This is a genomic window from Herbaspirillum huttiense (assembly GCF_004367745.1).
In the GTDB taxonomy this organism is placed as follows: Bacteria; Pseudomonadota; Gammaproteobacteria; order Burkholderiales; family Burkholderiaceae_D; genus Herbaspirillum; species Herbaspirillum huttiense.
The window spans coordinates 4,937,811-4,959,473 of sequence record NZ_CP037993.1; the positions used below are offsets into that span (position 1 = coordinate 4,937,811).

Annotated in this window: 17 protein-coding genes and 1 riboswitch; of the genes, 4 read left to right on the forward strand and 13 right to left on the reverse strand. The window is 63.4% G+C overall.

The features are described 5' to 3' along the window. Positions 1-18 precede the first annotated feature (18 nt). The 8 genes from E2K99_RS22075 to E2K99_RS22110 all read right to left on the reverse strand — a co-directional run bounded on the left by E2K99_RS22075 (position 19) and on the right by E2K99_RS22110 (position 12,133). The gene (locus tag E2K99_RS22075; RefSeq protein WP_134223567.1) at positions 19-3,612 is read right to left on the reverse strand and encodes an indolepyruvate ferredoxin oxidoreductase family protein; all 3,594 of its coding nucleotides are present in this window, start codon (positions 3,610-3,612) and stop codon (positions 19-21) included. A gap of 528 nt (positions 3,613-4,140) precedes the next feature. After that, positions 4,141-5,145: a cytochrome-c peroxidase gene (locus E2K99_RS22080; RefSeq protein ID WP_134223568.1), complete on the reverse strand. Its 1,005-nt coding sequence runs from the start codon at positions 5,143-5,145 to the stop codon at positions 4,141-4,143. Between the two features lie 244 nt (positions 5,146-5,389). Then, entirely contained in the window at positions 5,390-6,271 is an 882-nt protein-coding gene (phhA, locus tag E2K99_RS22085; RefSeq protein ID WP_134223569.1) for a phenylalanine 4-monooxygenase, read from the reverse strand. Between the two features lie 80 nt (positions 6,272-6,351). Further along, on the reverse strand, positions 6,352-7,089 hold the full coding sequence (locus tag E2K99_RS22090) for a GNAT family N-acetyltransferase (RefSeq protein WP_134223570.1): 738 nt from the start codon (positions 7,087-7,089) through the stop codon (positions 6,352-6,354). 12 nt (positions 7,090-7,101) lie between these two features. Then, positions 7,102-8,334, reverse strand: coding sequence for a multifunctional CCA addition/repair protein (locus E2K99_RS22095; RefSeq protein ID WP_134223571.1), 1,233 nt, complete (start codon positions 8,332-8,334; stop codon positions 7,102-7,104). 10 nt (positions 8,335-8,344) lie between these two features. After that, complete coding sequence (locus E2K99_RS22100) at positions 8,345-9,046, reverse strand: glutathione S-transferase family protein (protein ID WP_034331932.1); 702 nt, start codon at positions 9,044-9,046, stop codon at positions 8,345-8,347. 44 nt (positions 9,047-9,090) lie between these two features. Beyond that, positions 9,091-10,059, reverse strand: coding sequence for a complex I NDUFA9 subunit family protein (locus E2K99_RS22105; protein WP_134223572.1), 969 nt, complete (start codon positions 10,057-10,059; stop codon positions 9,091-9,093). Positions 10,060-10,132: 73 nt separating this feature from the next. Further along, positions 10,133-12,133 (reverse strand): lytic transglycosylase domain-containing protein, encoded by a 2,001-nt coding sequence (locus E2K99_RS22110; RefSeq protein ID WP_134223573.1) that lies wholly within the window; start codon positions 12,131-12,133, stop codon positions 10,133-10,135. 34 nt (positions 12,134-12,167) lie between these two features. Here E2K99_RS22110 and E2K99_RS22115 point away from each other — a divergent pair, with 34 nt between their 5' ends. Next, positions 12,168-12,764, forward strand: coding sequence for a 5-formyltetrahydrofolate cyclo-ligase (locus E2K99_RS22115; RefSeq protein ID WP_240733790.1), 597 nt, complete (start codon positions 12,168-12,170; stop codon positions 12,762-12,764). Positions 12,765-12,809: 45 nt separating this feature from the next. Here the strand turns inward: E2K99_RS22115 and metF are convergent, their stop codons facing one another. From metF to metK, 4 genes are all read right to left on the reverse strand, one after another. Further along, a complete protein-coding gene (gene metF, locus E2K99_RS22120) occupies positions 12,810-13,652 on the reverse strand; it encodes a methylenetetrahydrofolate reductase [NAD(P)H] (protein WP_134223575.1) in 843 nt (280 codons plus the stop codon). Continuing rightward, positions 13,649-14,002: a phage holin family protein gene (locus E2K99_RS22125; RefSeq protein ID WP_008332818.1), complete on the reverse strand. Its 354-nt coding sequence runs from the start codon at positions 14,000-14,002 to the stop codon at positions 13,649-13,651. The genes metF and E2K99_RS22125 overlap by 4 nt, the downstream gene beginning before the upstream one ends. A 151-nt stretch (positions 14,003-14,153) precedes the next feature. Then, a complete protein-coding gene (gene ahcY / locus E2K99_RS22130) occupies positions 14,154-15,560 on the reverse strand; it encodes an adenosylhomocysteinase (RefSeq protein WP_088755197.1) in 1,407 nt (468 codons plus the stop codon). A gap of 49 nt (positions 15,561-15,609) precedes the next feature. Further along, positions 15,610-15,699, reverse strand: a riboswitch (S-adenosyl-L-homocysteine riboswitch). 219 nt (positions 15,700-15,918) lie between these two features. After that, positions 15,919-17,082: a methionine adenosyltransferase gene (metK, locus tag E2K99_RS22135; RefSeq protein WP_039783651.1), complete on the reverse strand. Its 1,164-nt coding sequence runs from the start codon at positions 17,080-17,082 to the stop codon at positions 15,919-15,921. Between the two features lie 191 nt (positions 17,083-17,273). On the opposite strand from metK, the gene E2K99_RS22140 reads away from it, so the two are divergent. From E2K99_RS22140 to dapF, 3 genes are read left to right on the forward strand one after another with little or no spacing between them, the layout of a single operon-like run. Next, on the forward strand, positions 17,274-18,119 hold the full coding sequence (locus tag E2K99_RS22140; protein ID WP_134223576.1) for a lysophospholipid acyltransferase family protein: 846 nt from the start codon (positions 17,274-17,276) through the stop codon (positions 18,117-18,119). Next, on the forward strand, positions 18,116-19,000 hold the full coding sequence (locus E2K99_RS22145; protein ID WP_034331920.1) for an LpxL/LpxP family acyltransferase: 885 nt from the start codon (positions 18,116-18,118) through the stop codon (positions 18,998-19,000). The genes E2K99_RS22140 and E2K99_RS22145 overlap by 4 nt, the downstream gene beginning before the upstream one ends. 58 nt (positions 19,001-19,058) lie before the next feature. Beyond that, the gene (dapF, locus tag E2K99_RS22150; RefSeq protein WP_134223577.1) at positions 19,059-19,922 is read left to right on the forward strand and encodes a diaminopimelate epimerase; all 864 of its coding nucleotides are present in this window, start codon (positions 19,059-19,061) and stop codon (positions 19,920-19,922) included. Positions 19,923-20,025: 103 nt separating this feature from the next. Here the strand turns inward: dapF and E2K99_RS22155 are convergent, their stop codons facing one another. Continuing rightward, positions 20,026-21,642, reverse strand: a complete 1,617-nt coding sequence (locus tag E2K99_RS22155; RefSeq protein ID WP_134223578.1) for a tetratricopeptide repeat protein — start codon at positions 21,640-21,642, stop codon at positions 20,026-20,028. Between the last annotated feature and the right edge of the window lie 21 nt (positions 21,643-21,663).

Sequence of the window (21,663 nt, forward strand, 5' to 3'; positions counted from 1 at the left end):
GGCTTTCCTCCTGCTCTCTCAGGCCGCCCGCTTGCCGCCTCCTTGCGGCGAGTGCGGCTGCTGTGTGGATCCCTGTTCGAGCTGTGCCAGCAAGGCGGCCTGTTTCTGCAAGGCCGCTTTCAGATGGCGTTCTTTCACGTGGCCATAGCCGCGAATCTCTTCCGGAATGCGGGCCACGGCGACCACCTGTTCCAGGTTCTCGGGCGTGAGCTTTGCCAACAGGCGTGACAAGGTGGAACGGTACTCGGTGATCAGCGCCCGCTCCTGTTTGCGCTCATCGGTGTAGCCGAAAGGATCGAAGGCCGTACCCCGCAGGAAGCGGAGCTTGGCCAGCACGCCGAAGGCCGGCATCATCCAGCTGCCGAAGGCCTGCTTGCGCAGGTGTCCCTTGTCGTCGCGCTTGGCCATCAGCGGCGGTGCGAGGTGGAAGCGCAGCTTGTAATCCCCCTCGAACATGCCGGCGATCTTGGCGCGGAAAGCGGACTCGGTATAAAGGCGCGCGACTTCGTACTCATCCTTGTAGGCCATGAGCTTGAAGAGATAGGTGGCCACCGCGCGGCTCAGTTTGAGGCCACGTCCCGCCTCACCCAGCGTGCTCTCACGCGCCCGCACTTCTTCCACGGCATCGCGATAGCTGCGCGCATAGGCGGCGTTCTGGTAATCGGTGAGGAAGGCCACGCGGCGCTCCACCAGTTCATCCAGGGTCGGCGTGCGCTTGAACTCGATCACCTGGGCCGTCATGCCATTGCGGCCTGCGGCAGCCAGCACGAAGTCCACATCATGCGCGGCCACGCGGCCCCAGGCGAAGGCCTGCTTGTTGAACTCCACCTGCAGCGCGTTGAGTTCGATGGCGCGCAACAGGGCCGCTTCCGACAACGGCACCCAGCCCTTTTGCCAGGCATAGCCGAGCATGAACATATTGGTCGCGATCGCGTCGCCCATGAGCGCGGTGGCGATGCGGCCTGCATCGATCAGTGAAAGATTGTCCCGGCCGCAGGCCTTGGCGATCTCGCCTTCGCTGGAGGCGGTGGGGAATTGCCAGTCCGGATTGCGGACGAACGCGGCAGTAGGCATCTGCGTCGAATTGACCGCTGCATGGGTACGCCCCTCGCCCATGCGTGAGAGGGCATCGCGGCCCGCAGTGACGATGACGTCGCAGCCGATGACCAGGTCAGCCATGCCGGTGCCCACGCGGGTGGACTGGATATGCGCCGGGTCCTCGGCCACGCGCACGTGCGACATCACCGGCCCGCCCTTTTGTGCCAGCCCGCTCATGTCCAGCACCGAGCAGGCACGGCCTTCGACGTGCGCCGCCATGGCGATGATCTGGCCAATGGTGATCACGCCCGTGCCGCCTACGCCGGTGACCACGATGCCATAAGGCTGCGCCAGCCCCGGCAGCACCGGCTCCGGCAGGGTCGGCAAGGCCGGCCCTGACTGCGTCTTGGCGCGTACGGGTTTCTTCAACTGGCCACCTTCCACCGTCACGAAGCTGGGACAGAAGCCGTTCACGCAGGAATAGTCCTTGTTGCAGGAAGACTGATTGATCTGGCGCTTGCGGCCGAACTCGGTTTCCAGCGGCTCCACCGACAGGCAATTGGACTGCACGCTGCAATCGCCGCAGCCTTCGCACACCGCCTCGTTGATGACGGCGCGCTTGGCCGGGTCGGGATAGGCATTGCGTTTCCGACGACGGCGTTTCTCCGACGCGCAGGTCTGGTCATAGATCATGGCCGACACCCCCGGCTGTTCGCGCAATTCGCGCTGCACGGCATCGAGTTCGCTGCGATGGCGGATGGTCACGCCCTCGGCCCATTGGGTGCCGGCCGGATACTTGTCCGGCTCATCGGTGACCACGATGATGGGCCGCACGTTTTCGGCCGCCAGCTGGCGCGAGATCATGGCCGGATCGAGCGGGCCATCGAACTCCTGGCCACCGGTCATGGCCACCGCATCGTTGTACAGAATCTTGTACGTGATATTGACCTTCGCCGCGACCGAGGCGCGCACCGCCAGCAGGCCGGAATGGAAGTAGGTGCCGTCACCGAGGTTGGCGAAGACGTGCTTTTCCGTCGTGAACGGTGCCTGGCCTACCCAGGTCACGCCCTCGCCGCCCATGTGGGTGAAGAGGCTGGTCTCGCGGTCCATCCAGGTGACCATGTAGTGGCAGCCGATACCGGCCAGGCCACGGCTGCCATCGGGCAGTTTGGTCGAGGTGTTGTGCGGACAGCCCGAGCAGAAATGCGGCACGCGGTCCTTGTCGGGATCGGGCTTGCTGCTGATGTTGAGGGCCGCTTCCTTGGCTTCGAGGTAGGCCACGCGGGTGCGTACACGCTGCTCTACCGGATGGCCGGCGAAGTAGCGCGAGATGCGCGTGGCAATCGCGCGCGCAATCTGTGCCGGATTGAGTTCATAGGTGGCCGGCAGCAGCCAGTTGCCATGGCCTTCGCGCTGCGAACCGCTCCATTCTCCGGTGTCATCGAATTTGCCGACCACGCGGGGTCGAACATCGTCGCGCCAGTTGTAGAGTTCTTCCTTTAACTGGTATTCAAGAATCTGCCGCTTCTCCTCGACCACCAGGATCTCGTCCAGACCCTGCGCGAATTCACGCACGCCTTCGGCTTCCAGCGGCCAGGTCATGCCGACCTTGTAGAGACGGATGCCGATGTCGGCGGCGACCTGTTCATCGATGCCCAGGTCTTCCAGCGCCTGGCGCGTATCGAGATAGGACTTGCCGGCAGTGATGATGCCGATGCGCGCACGCGGACTGTCCCAGATGATGCGGTTGAGTTTGTTCGCACGGGCATAGGCCAGGGCGGCATACCACTTGTAGTTGATCATGCGCGCTTCCTGGCCCAGCACCGTATCCGGCATGCGGATGTTGAGGCCGTCGGGCGGCAGTTCGAAGTCCGGTAACTCTATCTTCACGCGCTCCGGATCGATCATCACCGACATGCCCGATTCGACCAGGTCGGTCACGCATTTCATCGCGACCCACAAGCCGGTGTAGCGGCTCATGGCCCAGCCGTGCAGGCCGTAGTCGAGATACTCCTGCACCGACGACGGATAGAGCACCGGAATGCCGCAGGCCTTGAGGATGTGCTCGCTCTGGTGTGCGGCGGTAGAGGACTTGGCGGCGTGGTCATCGCCTGCGATCACGAGCACGCCGCCATGTTTGGAGGTGCCTGCCATGTTGGCGTGCTTGAAGACATCGCCGCAGCGATCCACCCCCGGGCCCTTGCCATACCATAGCGAGAACACGCCGTCGTATTGCGCACCCTTGAAGAGATTGACCTGCTGCGTGCCCCACACACTGGTGGCGGCCAGGTCTTCATTCATGCCGGGATGGAATTTGACCTGCTTGGCTTCCAGGTATTTGCGTGCCTTCTCGGCGGTCTGGTCCACCGAGCCCAGGGGGGACCCGCGATAGCCGGTGATGAAGCCGGCGGTGTTCAGGCCTGCGCGTTCATCGTATTGCCGCTGCAGCATCGGCAGGCGGATCAGCGCCTGGATGCCGGTCATGAAGACGCGGCCGCGCTCCAGTGCGAATTTGTCGTCCAGGGATACATCGTCCAGTAGCAGGCGTTGCCCGGCGGGTAGGGGTGCGTTCATGTGGTCTCCGTGCCAAAAATCTTGTTTTTGCCTTGCACATGCTCCCGTCAGCGACGCCCTGCACAGGTGTCGCTGTGCGGCTACGCCGATCTGTCGGGAATCGGGGACACCTCAGTCTTGTGAACCGGGTGTCTTCAAGTTGTAGTGTCAAGTTAGCACAAGGGTGACCGGCCCGCTACGCGCGCCGCAACAGGGTTTCCGGGCTTTTTTGCCTTGCAGGAAACTGTTTCCGCAGGTCCTGCGGCGTTAGTGGCAATGCAGAGAAGAAAATGCCGGAAAGCGAAAAACAACAACATTTCCGGCTGAAAAAAAAGGGCTGTGGAGGCCCCAAGTGTTACAAGCAAGACGTGAATGTAACAGCCCGTAAAAGCCGTTGGACCAGCTCGGCCGCTGACGTTTAATAGACCTCACTTGAACAGCGATTGATTGGTATCCGTTACTGTGCAAGGTTCCTCCCCTCTAGTGTTGAAAGCACCACTAGCTCGCGGATCCGGCCTCCCCTGTCGGATCCGCTTTTTTTATGTGCGCTCAGTTCGTCCCGAAGGGACGTGGCCGGGGGGTGCGCTCCGAGGAGGGCGGCAATATCGGGAGCACGATGCGGGGCTGGTCACCGGTGAGCGTCTTCAGGAAAGCCACTACCTTGGCATTGTCCTCGGCACTGAATTGCCGGCCAAGCTGGATGCGGGCCATGGTATCCACCGCTTCTGACAAGGTAGCCGCCGCGCCATCGTGGAAATAGGGATAGGTCAGTTCGACATTGCGCAAGGTCGGCACCTTGAAGGTGAAACGATCGGCATCCTTGCCCGTGACGCCCGCCCTGCCCTGCGCTGCATTGGTGGTGACATAGGGCTCCACCAGGCCCATCTTCTGGAATGAACTGCCACCGACGGCCGCGCCGTTGTGACAGGCCACGCAACCTGCCGACTTGAAGAGCTGGTAGCCCTCGCGCTCGCTGCGCGTGAGCGCCTTGCGGTCGCCCTTGAGCCATTTGTCGAAGCGCGAATTGGGCGTGACCAGGGTCTCTTCGAAGGCGGCAATGGCTTGCGTGATTTCATCGACGCCCAGCTTGTCGTTGCCGAAGGCCTGCTTGAAAGCGGCCACATAAGCCGGTATCGATTGCAGAACATCCACCGCCAGGGCGTGCGAGAAGGCCATCTCCCCGGGATTGGCGATGGGCCCGCCGGCCTGCGCCTTCAGGTCGGCCGCGCGGCCGTCCCAGAATTGCGCAATATTGAGCCTGGCGTTGAGTACCGTGGGTGCATTGATCGGTCCCTCATGCCAGTTGTGGCCGATGGATGTCTTGAGGTTGTCGGTCCCTCCCATGGACAGGTTATGGCATGCGTTACAGGAAATGAACCCGGACCTGGACAGGCGCGGATCGAAGAACAGCTTCTTGCCCAGTGCGACCATGGCCGGGTTGCCGACCCGGGCGGGCTGGATGGGAGTGATAGGTTCCTTGCCTGTGGCAAGGACGGGCGCGGCCAGCGAGATGCCGGCAGCAAGCAAGACGGACAGAGTGAATCGGTGATGCATGGCGTACTCCTTCCTGAAGGGTGGGGATGCCTGCATTGTCCTTGCGCACCTCGGCGGCCCTTTGACCTGGATCACCGGGAAGGTCTGCGGTCAGGAAGCTGACCGGATTTTTCGCATTACCACGATGCCACCCGCGTTCGAGGATAAAAGCCCGCCCGATCCGCCAATAGAAAAAAGCCGTCCGTGACAACACGGACGGCCAGCTTGGTTTCTCATGTCGCCGGCCCGAAGCGGCCGGGCGGCATCAGCGGTTGGGAGGAAGATTGGACTCGCCCGCCAGCAGCGTATTGGCCGGCAAGGCCTCCTGCTGCTTGAGCCGCGCATAGAGCGGTGTGAAGTCCGGCGCGGTATCGTTGAAGAGCTGTTCGAAATCCTTGATCACGAAATAGGTCTCCTGATAGGTATCGATCTTGTAGAGCGTGCGCATGATGCGCTCCACCTCAAACGGCACGCGACGCGGCTGGTCGCTGGAGAGGCAGTACTCGACCTCGCCGCCCGAGGACAGGATGCCTGCACCATAGATGCGCAAACCCTCCTTGCTCTGGATCAGTCCGAACTCGATGGTGTACCAGTACAGGCGCGCCAGGTAGGCCAGCCCGTCGAGCTTGAGCGCCTTCAGGCCACCCTTGCCGTATTCCTGCAGGTGGTTGGCGAAGATCGGATTGAACAGCAGCGGCACATGGCCGAAGAAGTCATGGAACAGATCAGGCTCGACGATGTAATCGAACTCGTGCTCTTCACGCAGCCACACGGTGACCGGGAAGCGGCGATTGGCCAGGTGCTCGAAGAAGGTGTGGTCCGGCACCAGGCCCGGCACGGCCACCAGCTCCCAGCCGGTGGCCTTGAAGAGCGCTTCGGTGGTACGGTCAAAGCGCGGGATGCCTTGCGAGACATCGAGCGCCTTCAGGCTGTCGATGAAGACATCACAGGCGCGGCCGGGAATCAACTTGGCCTGGCGTTCATAGAGACGACGCCACAGCGCGTGCTGGGCGGGCGTGTAGCCCTCCCAGTTCTGGGCCACGACGTAGTTGGCGTCGGCCTGGCTGTAGTCGCCGCGCAAGGCTCCGCTATCGGACTTGGTGGCGACGGTGGCGAAGAAATCATCGGTGTTGGGATTGGTGCTCATGGCATACCCGTTATCAAAGTGAGGCGCATATTATGCGCTCCCGGCACGGGATGGTCATGTGCGTTCGCGCAAGCAGCGCGTCAGGCAGCAGGCGGCGGCGTGCCGTCGTCCTTCTTTTTGGCACCGATGCCGGTCACGCGCGCGCCCCATTTCAGCAGCGCCTTGAAGTTGGCCTTGACGATATAGTCCAACATTGCAACTTGCTCTTCCAGCGCTTCCTGGAACACCGTGGCCGAGTTGGCAGGCTTGATCTTGAGGTAGGCATCGGCCTCGCCATAGTCGCGATGGATTTCCATGCCGGCCTTCTTGGCGATGTGCATCATCACCTTGTTGGACGAGAGACAGTGCATGTACAGCGTATCGACATCGGCATTGCGACAGTGCATCGAAGCGCGCATGAACAGGCGCGTGCCCACCCCGAGCCCCCGCGCGGCGGCCGTCACCGAGACGCCGAACTCGGCCACCACCGGCTTGATGGTGGCACCGCTGATGCGCGTGCTCTCCTTCGGCGCGAAGGCCAGGTGGCCGACACCGAGCAGTCGCAAGCGACGGTCATAGACGCCGAAGACGGTATCGCGCTCGAAGTTGATGCCCTCCACGTAGCGCGTCACCATCTCATCGGAGAGCTTGGAACCGAAGCGCAGCAGGCGATCCTTTTCTTCCAGCGCCAGGAAGTGGCGCAGCAGGTGGCGGCGCGCCCGCGGCGAGAGCTCCTTGACGAAGACGTTGGGCTTGTCCTGCTTCTCCGGCTGTGCAGGCGGCGGGCCGGATTGCTTGCCACGCAAGCGATGGAGGAGACGGGACAGGGGATGGCTCATCGTGACCTTCCCTCAGGACTGCGCCGGACGATGCTGCTCGACATAAGCCGCCACTTGCGCAGTGCGTGCTGCCAGGATGGCCTCGGGAATGCGTTGCGGCTGTGCCTGCTGCTGCGCGATGGCACCGGCATCGATGGCTTGTGCGGCCTGCAGTGCGCCTTCCAGATAAGCCGCCTGCGGGAAGGGCTGCAACTCCAGCCCGGTACGGCCGCGATGGTCGCATTCCGAGGCGCGCAGCATGTCGACGAAACGCTGCGGTTTGCGGAAGGCATCGCACCGCGCGAAGAACTTGACCAGGGTATCGGGACGCATCTCGAAGGAGCGTCCCACATTGCCATGTTCGCGGGCCGTCATCAGCGCCAGGTCACGGCATTCGCAGGGGACCTTCAGGCGCGTGCAGACGTCTTCTGCCAGGCGTTCGCTGCGCGCTTCATGGCCATGATGGCGCGGCCAGATCTCGGGTGGCGTGGTGCCTTTGCCGAGGTCGTGCAACAGCGCGGCAAATCGGATCGGCAATGAAAAATCCTGCGCAGCAGCCCAATCGACCACCAGCATCACATGAACGCCGGTATCGATTTCGGGATGCCATTTCTCCGGCTGCGGTACGCCCCACAGCGCATCGAGTTCAGGCAGGATGCGCTGCAAGGCACCGCAGGCGCGCAAGACCTCGAACATGCGTGATGGCTTGTGCTCCATCAGGCCGCGCGCCAGTTCCTGCCAGACGCGTTCAGGCACCAGGGCATCCACCTCGCCCTCTTGCACCATGCGCTGCATCAGCGCATTGGTTTCCGGCGCCACCGTGAAATCGGCGAAGCGCGCCGCAAAACGGGCTACGCGCAGGATGCGTACCGGGTCTTCGACGAAGGCCTCGGAGACATGGCGAAATACACGCGCCTCAAGATCGGCACGGCCGTGATACGGATCGACCAGGGTGCCATCCTCATCCTGCGCAATCGCATTGATGGTGAGGTCGCGGCGCGCGAGATCGTCTTCCAGCGTCACATCGGGTGCGGCATGGAAGGCGAAGCCCTTGTAGCCGGGCGCGGTCTTGCGCTCGGTGCGGGCCAGGGCATATTCCTCGTGGGTGTCGGGATGGAGGAACACCGGGAAGTCCTTGCCGACCGGGCGGAAACCCAGTTCCAGCAGCTGCTGCGGCGTGGCCCCCACCACCACGTGGTCGCGGTCCTTCACCGGCAGGCCCAGCAAGCCGTCGCGCACTGCGCCGCCGACGGTGTAGGTCTTCATCGGCTGCGCCTCACTGGTGGTCCGGAAGGATTTCCTTCTCGGCCAGCGCCTCGGCGATCCAGCGCGCCACCGCCGGGTGCTCGCGCACACGGTCGGCATAGGCTTGCAGGGCCGGGGCCAGCGGCACCTGGTAGCTGACGAAGCGCATCACCACCGGTGCATAGAAGGCATCGGCAATGGAGAAATCGCCGAAGAGGAATTCATGATGGCCGAATTGCGAGAGGCACTCTTCCCATATCTCGCACACGCGCGCGATATCGGCTTGTGCGTCGGCGGTGCGCCCCTTGCCGGGGTAGCGGCCACGGATGTCCATGCTCATGGCCGTGCGCAGGCCAGTGAAACCGGAGTGCATCTCGGCACAGATGCTGCGCGCGATGGCGCGGGCATCGGTGCGGGCCGGCCACAGGTGGCGGTCAGGAAATTGCTCGGCCAGATATTCGCAGATGGACAGCGAATCCCAGATCGCGATGTCGCCATCGAGCAGCACCGGCACGCGGCCCGAGCCGGTGTAGCGGGCGATCTCGCCGGCGGTCTCGGGCTGGTCCAGCAGCACGCGCACTTCCTTGAAAGGGATATCGAAGGCCACGGCGGTGACCCACGGGCGCATCGACCACGAGGAGTAATTCTTGTTGGCGATGACCAGGGTGGGCATGTGGCGTCCGGCCTTTTGCAGGGTTTCGGACAAGACCGGATCCAGTTCTGTATCTTGCATGTGAGCTCGTTTCTCGAAGATCAATGTCGCGGCGACTGAACCATTCAGCGTCGCGCGGTGCTACGGAAAAAGTCGAATTGCTGTTGCGGGCTGCGCGGCAGGAGATAGCCGGGAATGACGTCTTCCAGTGCGCGCGGCGTGAGCTGCAGCTCGGGGGCGATGGGGCCGTGCAGGACATTGTCCACCTTCATCGAGGCGACGTTGTCGCGGCTCATCAGCTTGCCCGGCAGGTGTTCCAGCGCGAAAGCCTGCAGCCAGCCGGCCGCATCGGGCAAGCCGATCACCGGACGCGGATGGCCGCTGTACCAGCCCGACAGGCGCACCAGTTCACGCAGAGAATATTGCTTGGGCCCGCCCAGCTCGAACACCTTGCCGCCCAGGCGCGGCAAGGCCAGCGCATTGACGAAGGCCTGTGCCACATCACCCACGTAGACCGGCTGGAAGCGCGCATCAGGGCTGCCCAGCGGAATCACCGGGAACAGGCGGTTCAGGCCGGCGAACATGTTGATGAAATTATCGCCCTCGCCGAACACGACCGACGGACGGAAAATGGACACATCGAGCGCCGGCGAGGCCAGCGCTTCCTGTTCGCCGGCCGCCTTGGAACGCAGGTACATCGACGGCCCCTGGGCATCGGCGCACAGCGCGCTCATGTGCAGGTAGCGCGGCACGCCCTGCTGCACGCAGGCGGCCACGATGCGGCGCGGCAGCAGCACGTGCTGGCGTTCGAAATCCGGACCATAAGGAGCACCGCCACGCGCCGGACGCGATTGCAGGATGCCGACCAGGTTGATGACCACGTCCGCCTCGGCTACCAGGCGCGCCAGCACGGCATCGTCATGGATGTTGGCCTGGACCACGCTGACCACGGGCGAGACCAGCAGATGCTTGGCGCGCTCGTAGCGGCGCGTGGGCACCATGATGCGGTAGCCGGTGGTGCTGCCCAGCAGTTCGATCAGGCGGGTGCCGATGAAGCCGGAACCGCCGATGACGAGGATCTTCTTGACTGCCATTTGTCTCTCTCCGATTTCCAGGGGGAAGCGCTGGCCGCCGCGTCAACGAGGGACGGCGGCCGCGGCGATGGGATCAGGGCAGGTCGGTGGCGACGTTGGCATTGGGGGCCACCGTACCCATGCGCTGCTTCAGCGATTGCGGGCGGTTCTCGAACATGGCCGCATAGTAGGTCGCATTGGACATCACGTTCTTGACATAGCCCCGGGTTTCATTGAAAGGGATGATCTCGGCGAAGATCGCCCCTTCGACCGGACGCGGCAAGGTCGCGCGCCAGGTGCGCGGACGGCCGGGGCCGGCATTGTAGCCTGCGGTGGCCAGGGTTTCCGACCCTTCCAGGTTGTTCAACACCATGTCCAGATAGCTGGTGCCGAGCAGCAGGTTGGTGTTGATGTCATTGACCTGGTCAGCCGTGAATTCGGTCATCCCGATCTTCTTGGCAACGAACTTGGCGGTAGCCGGCATCAACTGCATCAGGCCGGAAGCGCCCACGTGCGAACGGGCCGACTTGATGAAACGCGACTCCTGGCGGATCAGGCCATAGACCCAGGCATTCTCCATGCCCAGCGGACGCGTGGCCGCATTCATCTCGGGCAGGTGCGGTGCCGGGAAGCGCTGGGTGAAATCGAACTCGGTCTTGGTGCGGTCGGAGGTGTTGACCATGCGGTCCAGCACATCATTCTGGCGTGCGTATTCGGCGGCGGCCAGCAACTGGCGGTCGGTCATGTTGCGCAGTTCCCAGTTCCATTCGCGGATGGCTTCGAAGCGCAGGTTCAGTTGATAGAACTTGAGCGAGCGCTTGAAGCCGGCATTCTGCGAATACAGCGCCACTTCACCGGCGCCAGGCGGGGTCGGGCCGGGCGGGATGGTGATCTGCTGACCCAGCTCTTCCAGCGCCAGCTGGCCATAGAAGCTGAAGTTGGGCGCGATCGATTCGAACAGGCGACGTGCGGCCTCGTTCTGGCCTTCGGCTTTCAGGGCACGGCCGAGCCAGTAGACCCAGGCGGTGTCGCTGCGCAGCGGGGCCGGCATGGCTTCGATGGTCTTGCGTACGGTCTTCCAGTCGCCGTCGCGCAGGGCCATGCGGACCTTCCATTGCATCGCATCCTGGGTCAGCGGCGCGTCCTTGGCTTTGCGCCAGTAGTCCGAGGCTTCCGGTGCCAGCTTGTAGGATGCGGCCAGGGCGATCTGTGCCCAAGCCTGCGCGACTTCCTGCGAGCTCATGTTGCGGCCGGCATCGTTGAGATAGGTCGCGGCCTGGGACGGATTGTTTTTGGCGATGCGGCCCAGGGCGATGATGTAGAGCTGGTGGTTCACCGGGCCCCGGCCTGGTCCCTTGGCCAGCATCAGCGCCGGACGATCCATCACCTGGGTCACGCTGACATCGCCGCTGTCGACCAGCACCGCCGCACGGCGGGCCACGGTGGCATTGCCGTTCTCGGCGGCCTGGCGGATCTGGAACCAGACGTCGGCATCGCTGAACTGGCCGTTCTGCGCCAGGGTGGCGATCAGGTCGCTGCAGCCCTGGCCATAGTCCTTGGGATTGCTCAGCAGCGCACGCGCCTCCTCGGCCACATTGGCCCCCTTGAGCGCGCGCGAGTTCAGGGCAAAGCACTTGACCTGGGTATCATCATTGAGCACGAACTTGGGGTACTGCTCATCGAAGACGGCCCAGTTGCCGGTCTTGCCCAGGGCCAGCAGCCAGTCGTTGCGCAGGCGATCAACGATGGCCTGGCCGTCCCAGCGTGCCAGGAAATCGCGGATCTCCTGCTCGCTGGCGCTGTAGTCGCGCACGCGCGGCTTGAGCCGGTAGTAATCGACATAGGACGCCAGCTCATAGCCCGACAGCCGCGAGGCCAGGTCTTGCGCCAGCGCGGCGTTGTCGCTGGCGGCCGCCTGGCGCAGGGCCAGGAAAATATCGTCAGGAGCGGCGTCCGGGGCCACGCGCTTCTGGGCGTGGGCGGCGGGCGCAGCGGTGAGCATGGCGCCGGTCGCCAGCGCCAGGGGGAGCGCCACGGAGGCGGCCAGCGCGCGCAGGCGCTGGTTGAACGGATGATTCTTCGGACGCATACTCATGCAAGCTTCTTCATGCAGATTGTTGGAACAAATAATGAACCCAAGCATAGCACGCGATACGCCCCCTCCACCGACGGAACAGGAGGCGGCCGCCCTTCACAAACAGCGCCTGCGCGCAGAGCTGCTGGCGCGCCGCAAGGCCCTGCTTGACGAGGACAAGATCGCAGCCGATGCCATCATCGGGCAGCGGGTACTGGACTGGTGCGCCACGTACGCCATCCAGAGCCTGGCGGTTTACCAGCCGATCCGGCGCGAACCGGATCTGTCTGCGGCCTATAACGCGCTGGCCGCGCGCGGGGTGCACCTGTGCCTGCCGGTGGTGGTCGATAAAGATTCGGCGCTGGAATTTCGCGCCTGGCAGCCTGGCGATCCTCTGGAAAAGGATGGGATGGGCACACTCGTGCCACCGGCCGGGACCACCATCGTGCAGCCGCAGGCCTTGCTGATTCCTTGCCTGGGTGTCAATGCGGCAGGATGCCGTCTGGGCTATGGCGGCGGCTTCTACGACCGCACGTTGGCGGCCAGTCCGCGGCCGCTGGCGGTGGGGGTCTGCCACGGCTTCGGACGGGTCGAATTCGAAGCGCAGGCGCACGACATCGCGCTGGATAGCGTCATTTTCGACGATATATGAAGAAAAAAGCCGGACCCAGGTCCGGCTTGGAAAGGCAATCTCCGCCTACTTCACCAGTTGTTGCCAGATCGCCTCGGTCGGCCCTGCCTGGTTCAGTGAATAAAAATGCAAACCGGGCGCACCGCCAGCCAGCAGGCGCTGGCACAGCTGGGTCACCACGTCCTGGCCGAAGGCGCGGATCGATTCGGTATCGTCGCCGTAGCTGGCCAGCTTGAGACGGATCCAGCGCGGGATCTCGGTACCGCACATGTCCGAGAAGCGCATCAGCTGGGTATAGTTGGTGATGGGCATGATGCCGGCAATCACCGGAACGGTCGCGCCCAGTCTGGCGGCCTCGTCCACGAAGCGGAAGTAGGCGTCGGCATTGTAGAAATACTGGGTGATGGCCGAATTGGCACCGGCCTTCACTTTGCGTGCGAAGTTCTGCACATCGTCCTGCGGCGAGCGCGCTTGCGGGTGCATCTCGGGATAGGCGGCCACTTCGATGTGGAACCAGTCGCCGGTTTCGGCGCGCACGAACTCGACCAGTTCGTTGGCATGGCGGAATTCGCTCGAAGCCTGATCCATCGCCCCATAGCCGCTGGGCAGGTCGCCGCGCAGAGCCACCAGGCGCTTGATGCCTTGGGCACGATAGTCTTCCAGGATGGCACGCAGGCTGGCACGGGAGCTGCCGATACAGGACAAGTGCGGCGCGGCGTTATGGCCTTCACCGATGATTTCCAGCACGGTGTCGCGCGTACCCTGCTGCGTCGAACCGCCGGCACCGAAGGTCACCGAGAAATACTTCGGAGCCAGAGCAGCCAGCCGGGCACGGGTGGCGCGCAGCTTTTCCGTGCCTTCCGCGGTCTTGGGCGGGAAAAATTCGATACTGAAATTATGTGTACTCATTGATTCGAACCCGATTTCAGCAACAGTGTGGACAGTGCCCAGGACACGATGCTGTAGAGCAGTGCGCCGCCGACCGCAGACCAGAAGCCGGCCACGTGGAAGCCACCGACCAGTTGCGCCACGACCCAGAACATCAGGCCATTGATGACCAGGATGAACAGGCCCAGGGTGAGCATGGTCACCGGCAGGGTCAGCACCACCAGCACCGGGCGCACGATGGTATTGACGAACCCCAGGATCAGCGCGGCCAGCAGGGCCGAGCCGAAGCTGTCGACCTGCACCGAGTGCATCAGGTAAGGAACGGCCAGCAAGGCCAATGCATTGATGAGCCAGGTCAGCAGCAGGCGCATGTAAAAACCTTTCGATCCCGTCGGGGAGTGATGAAGATACGTGAAGCTTGCATCACCTCAGGAGGGGATGCAAGGTCCGCGGGCGGGAGACGATGCCGAGACTGCCGGGCCGGCCCTCTCAAATCAGGAGAAGGCCGGCACCAGGCAGGAATCAGTAGCGGTAGTGCTCAGGCTTGTAGGGGCCTTCGACCTTCACGCCGATGTAGGCGGCCTGTTCGGCGGTCAGTTCGCTCAACTGCGCATTGAGTTTCTTCAATTGCAGACGGGCGACCTTTTCGTCCAGGTGCTTGGGCAGCGTGTAGACGCCGACCGGGTAGTCCTTGGTGTTGACGAACAGTTCGATCTGGGCAATGGTCTGGTTGGCGAAGGACGAGCTCATCACGTAGGACGGGTGGCCAGTGGCACAACCCAGGTTCACCAGGCGGCCTTCGGCCAGCAGGATGATGCGCTTGCCATCGGGGAAGATCACGTGATCGACCTGCGGCTTGATGTTTTCCCAGGTGTACTGCTTCAGGGCGGCAACTTCGATTTCATTGTCGAAGTGGCCGATGTTGCAGACGATGGCCTGGTCCTTCATCTTCTTCATGTGCTCATGGGTGATCACATGGTAGTTGCCGGTGGCGGTGACGAAGATGTCGCCGTGTTCGGCGGCGTAGTCCATGGTCACCACGCGATAGCCTTCCATGGCGGCCTGCAGGGCACAGATGGGATCGATCTCGGTGACCCACACTTGCGCCGACAGCGCGCGCAGGGCCTGGGCCGAACCCTTGCCGACGTCACCGTAACCGGCCACGATGGCGACCTTGCCGGCGATCATCACATCGGTGGCGCGCTTGATGCCGTCCACCAGCGATTCGCGGCAGCCGTACAGATTGTCGAACTTGGACTTGGTGACCGAGTCATTGACGTTGATGGCCGGGAAGGCCAGCTTGCCTTCCTTGAACATCTGGTACAGGCGGTGCACGCCGGTCGTGGTCTCTTCGGTGACGCCCTTGATTTCCTTGATGCGCTTGGAATACCACTGCGGGTCCTTGGCCAGATAACGCTTGATGGCGTTGAAGAGGCACACGGCTTCTTCCGAATCGGGCTTGTCCAGCACCGAAATGTCCGCCTCGGCACGAGTGCCCAGGTGCAGCAGCACGGTGGCGTCGCCGCCGTCGTCCAGGATCATGTTGGAATAGCCACCGTCGGTCCATTCGAAGATGCGGTGGGTGTATTCCCAGTATTCATCCAGGGTTTCGCCCTTGACGGCGAACACCGGGGTGCCGTTGGCCGCGATGGCCGCAGCAGCGTGATCCTGGGTCGAATAAATGTTGCAGGAGGCCCAGCGCACTTGCGCGCCCAGTGCTTCCAGGGTCTGGATCAGCACGGCGGTCTGGATGGTCATGTGCAGCGAACCGGTGATGCGCGCGCCCTTCAGGGGCTGGGAGGCAGCGAATTCCTCGCGGATCGCCATCAGGCCCGGCATTTCGGTTTCGGCGATCTTGATTTCCTTGTGGCCCCAGTCGGCCAGCTTGATGTCTGCGACGATGTAGTCTTGGGTAGGATTGGTGGTCATGGCAATGGCGCTGTTCACGCCCTCCTTTCATGAAAAAGCCAGAAAAAAAGTAACGTGAGCGCGGTTGCCAGGCGACTTGCGCCTGTTCACCGCTTCAAGCCTGGCAGGGGATGTCCCTGTCGCAACGCTCCTTGCAGCGGTGAGGCATTGTGAGATTTGGCGTTCCGGACGCAATGCCAACATCGGAACAGTGCGCGAATCTTCATTCGCGGGAACAGCATTGTAGCGCGGGTCAGGCGTTAGTCAATCCTCGGAACAGGCGTGTGAATCACTATTCACACGCCTTTCCAGCAGGTTTGCAGATGCATTGGCGCTTCATTGTGCATACTGCAAGCCGGCTCGTGCCGGATGGACTGGCTTACAGGCCGGCCGAGGCACGCAGGGCGGCGACCTTGTCGGTGCGCTCCCAGGTGAATTCCGGCTCTTCGCGGCCGAAGTGGCCGTAAGCGGCGGTCTTGGCGTAGATCGGACGCAGCAGGTCCAGCATCTGGACGATGCCCTTGGGACGCAGGTCGAAGTGCTCCTGCACCAGTTGGGCCAGCTTTTCATCGCTGATCTTGCCTGTGCCGAAGGTGGTCACCATGACCGAAGTCGGCTTGGCGATACCGATGGCGTAGGACACCTGGATCTGGCAACGCTCTGCCAGGCCGGCAGCGACGATGTTCTTGGCCACATAGCGGCCGGCGTAGGCAGCCGAACGGTCGACCTTGGACGGGTCCTTGCCGGAGAAAGCACCGCCACCGTGGGGCGCTGCGCCACCATAGGTATCGACGATGATCTTGCGGCCGGTCAGGCCGCAGTCACCCTGCGGGCCGCCGATGACGAAGCGGCCGGTCGGGTTGATCAGGTAGCGGGTGTTCTTGAGCCACTCGGCCGGCAGCACCGGCTTGATGATTTCCTCGATGGCGGCTTCGTGGATGTCCTTCTGCTCCATCTCCGGCGCGTGCTGGGTCGACAGCACCACGGTATCGATGGCGACCGGCTTGCCATCCACATACTTCAGCGTGACCTGCGACTTGGCATCCGGACGCAGCCAGGGCAGGCGGCCATCCTTGCGCAGTTGCGACTGGCGCTCGACGATGCGGTGGGCGTAATAGATTGCGGCAGGCATCAGTTCCGGGGTTTCATTGCAGGCGTAGCCGAACATCAGGCCCTGATCGCCGGCACCTTGCTCCAGATCAACGCCACGGCCTTCGTCCACGCCCTGGGCGATGTCGGGAGATTGCTTGTCGTAGGCCACCAGCACGGCGCAGCTCTTGTAGTCGATGCCGAAGTCGGCGTTGTCGTAGCCAATGCGCTTGATGGTTTCGCGGGCCACATCGATGTAGTCGACGTTGGCGCGGGTGGTGATTTCACCGGCCAGGACCACCAGACCGGTGTTGCACAAGGTTTCGGCGGCGACGCGGGAATGCGGGTCCTGGGTGAAGATGGCATCCAGGATGGCGTCCGAGATCTGGTCGGCGACCTTGTCGGGATGGCCTTCGGAGACGGATTCGGAAGTGAAGAGATATTCGTTGGACATGCAAGCCTCTGACTGAAAACGATTTAGCAAAATGTCGCGGCCCATCGTTAGTCGTGCCTGCGACGCTTTAGCGATATTTGTACCCCGTCTCGCAAGTTGTCATTAACTCGACGGCATGTGCTATTTTACGCGTCTTGCGATTTTCTGCAATTTGACGGCGGAGCAACTCCGCTTTTTTGTTATCGGCAAGTATGCTCGTTTCTTTATTCCGCCTGCTCTCTTTCCTGCCGCTGCCGGCCTTGCATGCCCTCGGCGTGGGGGTGGGCTGGCTGGTTTTCCTGCTCTCGCCCGCCTATCGCCGCCGCCTGACTGACAACATCACCCTGGCCGGCCATCGCGGCAGTCTGTGGAAATCGGTCGGAGAAGCCGGCAAGGGCATGTTCGAGCTGCCCTTCATCTGGTGCGCCCGCCCGGAACGGGTGTTGCGCACGGCGCGCATCGTCAACTGGGATCTGGTCCAGCAGGCACTGGACGCCAAGGCCGGCATCGTCTTCCTGACCCCGCACCTGGGCTGTTTCGAGATTTCGGCGCAGTCGGTGGCGCGCCATGCCAGCCTGAGCGTGCTGTACCGCCCACCGCGCAAGGCCGCACTCAAGCCGCTCATCGAAGGTGCCCGCGCCCGCGCCAACCTGCACCTGGCACCGGCCAACCTGTCCGGCGTGCGTATCCTGCTCAAGGCCTTGAAGAATGGCCAGGCCATTGGCCTGCTGCCGGACCAGGTGCCGCAGAACGGCGAAGGCGTGTGGGCCGATTTCTTCGGCAAGCCGGCCTATACCATGACCCTGCCAGCCAAGCTGCAACAGATGAGCGGCGCGCCCATCATCCTGGCCTATGCCGAGCGCCTGTCCTGGGGACGCGGCTACGCCATCCATTTCGTGGCCTTTGAAGGTGAACTGGGCGAAACACCCGAGCAACAGGCCCGTGCCATCAACGCTGCCATGGAAAAGCTGATCGCCCGCTGCCCGGCGCAATACATCTGGAGCTACAACCGCTACAAGACGCCCCCGGGCGTGACCCCGCCGGGAGCCGCGCAATGAGAGCCCTGATCGGGCTGATGTGGCTGCTGCACTGGTTGCCGCTGCCCATCCTGGGACGGCTGGGCGAGGCGCTGGGCTGGCTGCTCTATATCTATATGCGCCCGCGCCGCCGCATCACCCTGATCAACCTGCGGCTGTGCTTTCCCGAGAAATCGGAAGAGGAACGCCGCCTCATCGCCCGCCGCCACTTCCAGGCCTACGCCCGCAGTGCCCTGGAGCGCGGCATCCTGTGGTGGGCCCCGGAGTCCCGCCTGAAGCGCCTGATCCAGGTCGAGCCCGGCATTCCCTTCGAGACGCTCGACAAGGGTCCAACCATCCTGCTGTGCCCGCATTTCGTCTGCCTGGAGATTCCCGGCATCGCGCTGGTGCTCAACTCGGACTACTCGGTCTGCACCATCTACTCCCGCCAGCAGAACGAAGTGGTGGACCAGGCCCTGCTCAAGGGGCGCTCGCGCTTCCGCCCGGTGACCCTGCTGGCGCGCGAGAAAGGGGTCAAACCCATCATTCGCGCCATGCGCGAGGGCCTGCCCTTCATCATGCTGCCGGATATGGATTTCGGCACCCGCGATGCCGAGTTCGTCCCCTTCTTCGGCGTGCCGGCCGCGACGCTCACCGCCACCGCCCGCATCGCGGCGGCCACCGGCGCGTCGGTAGTGCCGGTGATCACCACCTTCCTGCCCGGCTATCGCGGCTGGAAGACCACTTTCTATCCGGCCTGGGAAAACTATCCGGGCGACGATATCGTGGCCGCCACCCGCCGTATGAATGCCTTCATCGAAGAACGCGTACTGGAAGCCCCGGCCGAATATTTCTGGGCGCACAAGCGTTTCAAGAACCGGCCCCCGGGCGAGCCCGACGTCTACCGCAAGGGCCAGCACTAGGCCCTGATCTTCCTCCCTGCGCCCTGTGAATCGGGCGCGGCGTACTTATAATGATGTGATGAAAATCAAATTTACCAAGATGCATGGTGCCGGCAACGACTTCGTCGTGCTTGATGCCGTTAACCAGGCCATTTCGCTCACCCCAGCCCAGTGGCAGTTCATCGCCGACCGCCGCTTCGGCATCGGGGCCGACCAGATGCTGGTGGTGGAAAAGGCGCAAGCCCCTGGCGTCGATTTCCGTTATCGCATCTACAACGCCGATGGCGGCGAGGTGGAGCAATGCGGCAACGGCGCGCGCGCCTTCGTGCGTTTCGTCACCGAAAAGGGCCTGACCGACAAGCGGGCGATCCGGGTGGAAACCATGTCCGGCGTGATCGAACCGCGCCTGGAAGCAGACGGCCAGATCACCGTGGACATGGGCGCGCCCATCCTCACGCCGGCCGACGTCCCCTTCGACAGCCGCGGCCTGCAACACCGCACCGAAGCCGAGGACACGCTGTGGCCGCTGGACGTGGCCGGCAAGACCACCTGGATCTCGGTGGTGTCGATGGGCAACCCGCATGCGGTGCAAGTGGTGGAGGACAGCGAAGCGGCCCCGGTCCTGGTGGACGGACCGCTGATCGAGCACCATGAACGTTTTCCCAGGCGCGTCAACGCGGGCTTCATGCAGGTGGTGGATCGCCATCACATCAATCTGCGCGTCTACGAACGCGGTGCAGGAGAAACCCTGGCCTGCGGCACCGGCGCCTGTGCCGCGGTCGTCGCGGGTATCCGCCGTGGCCTGCTGGATTCGCCGGTAGCGGTCCAGACCCATGGCGGCGTGCTCAACATCGCCTGGGCCGGCCCGGGCGAACCGGTGATGATGACCGGCCCTGCGGTGACGGTGTTTGAAGGCGAAATCGAACTGCCTGATTCGCTTTGATCCCGGACCGACAGCAGATATAACAAAGCGGCTTGCTGAAGCATCAGCAAGCCGCTTTCCATTTGCGCTGCATGACTTGCGCAGATCAGTGCTTCTGAATCTGTCAGGCCGCCAGATCCTGGGTCTCGGTTTCCTCGTCTTCCTGCGACTGGGGCAGCACGGTCTTCAGACGGTAAAGACGCTGGCGGTAGTTGCCTTCCGGCCCGCTGGGTCCGCAGTCCATGTCTTCGAAGAGCCGTCCGATACGGTTGAGCGTGCCACGCTGCTCGCCGGTCTCCACCATGATGAGCCGCCGCTTGCTGCGCGCGTACTGGCTGCGGATGTCGATCATCAGGCAATGTCCGCAATCCGCCTGCTTCAGGTCGATCAGCAGGGCTTCGGGCCGGGTCAGGCCAAACAGCATGGCCAGTTCGATGCGGGCCGCCAGGAAGGGATGGGCATTGACCTGCTCGCGGCTCATCTGTGCGCGGGCCTGCACGGCCCAGGCGGCAGATTGCGGACGATCCGCCACCTTGTCGAGCAAGGCTTGCGCCTGTTGCGCGCCTTGGCTTGCCGCCTTTTGCAACCAGTACAGCGCACGCACGTCATTGGCGGGATCGTCACGCCGGTTGCGCCACGCGCCCACGCCGCATTCCACCTGCGCCTCCACATGACCCATCTCGGCGGCACGCTCCAAATAATGCTGCACATCGGCAAGGTTGCGTTGTGAAAATTCCGGCTTCAAATAGATACGGGAAAGAACAAACCAGGCCGCTGCCATCCCCTGCTCGCCCGCCAGGGTCAGCCAACGGATAGCCTTCTTGTAATTGGCTGACCCTTGCCCGGCGAACCGGCGCTCACCCGAGGCGTCGACCCGCCCATACAACAGGCCCAGGGCCAGTTGCGCATCCCGGTCGCAGGCCAGGGCCGCCAGTTCCAGCAGTTGCTGGGCCTGCAGGAGATCGGGGCGCTTGTCGGACTGGTGCACTTCGGCCAGGCGGCGCAGCAACTGGATGTTCTGCGCGCCGAGCGCAGCAGCCAGCGCCTCCGAAGGAGCATTGAGCTGCGCCACCTGCTGTTCATGCTGGCGCAACAGGGCATCGGCCAGGGGCTGGGCGCGCTGGCGGAAGGCCGCAAAGTCGGACTGCTGCCAGGCGCTGTCGGCCAGCGCATGCTGGGCCTGTTCTATACCGGCATCGGCGGCTTTCTGCGTCCATTGCTGCAATTGCTCGGGCCTGACCGTTGCCGCCGCCGCTGGCGCCACATCGGCTGCGGCCTCTGACGATACTGCTGTCGGGACCAGCATGCGTTCGCCCTGACGTGCCAGCAGCCACTGGGCATCCGGATCGCCCTCCGCTGCCACCGTTTCCAGCGCGCGCAGCGCGCGGTTCTTCTGCTCGGGACTGGCCGCCGCCACGCCGGCAGGGTGTTCCAGGACCAGGCGCGCCAAGGTCAGACCAGCGCGCGTGGCCCCCGCCTCGAAGGCGCGCTCGTACCATTGCGCAGCTTCGTGCGGCTTGCCAAGCTGGCTCACAACTTCATAGGGAATATGCCGGGCAATGAGCATCCAGGCATCGGCCAAGCCCTGGCGGGCAGCCCGCTCGAGCCAGTGCCATGCGGTGCCCGGACTTTGCGGCAAACCATTGCCGCCAAACAGGTAGCGCTGGCCCAGGCTCAGTTGCGCCTGGGCATCTCCGGCACGTGCTGCCCGGATGATTGCTAGATCCTCGCGATTGGCCATCCAGCCTCCACATCAGGTCAG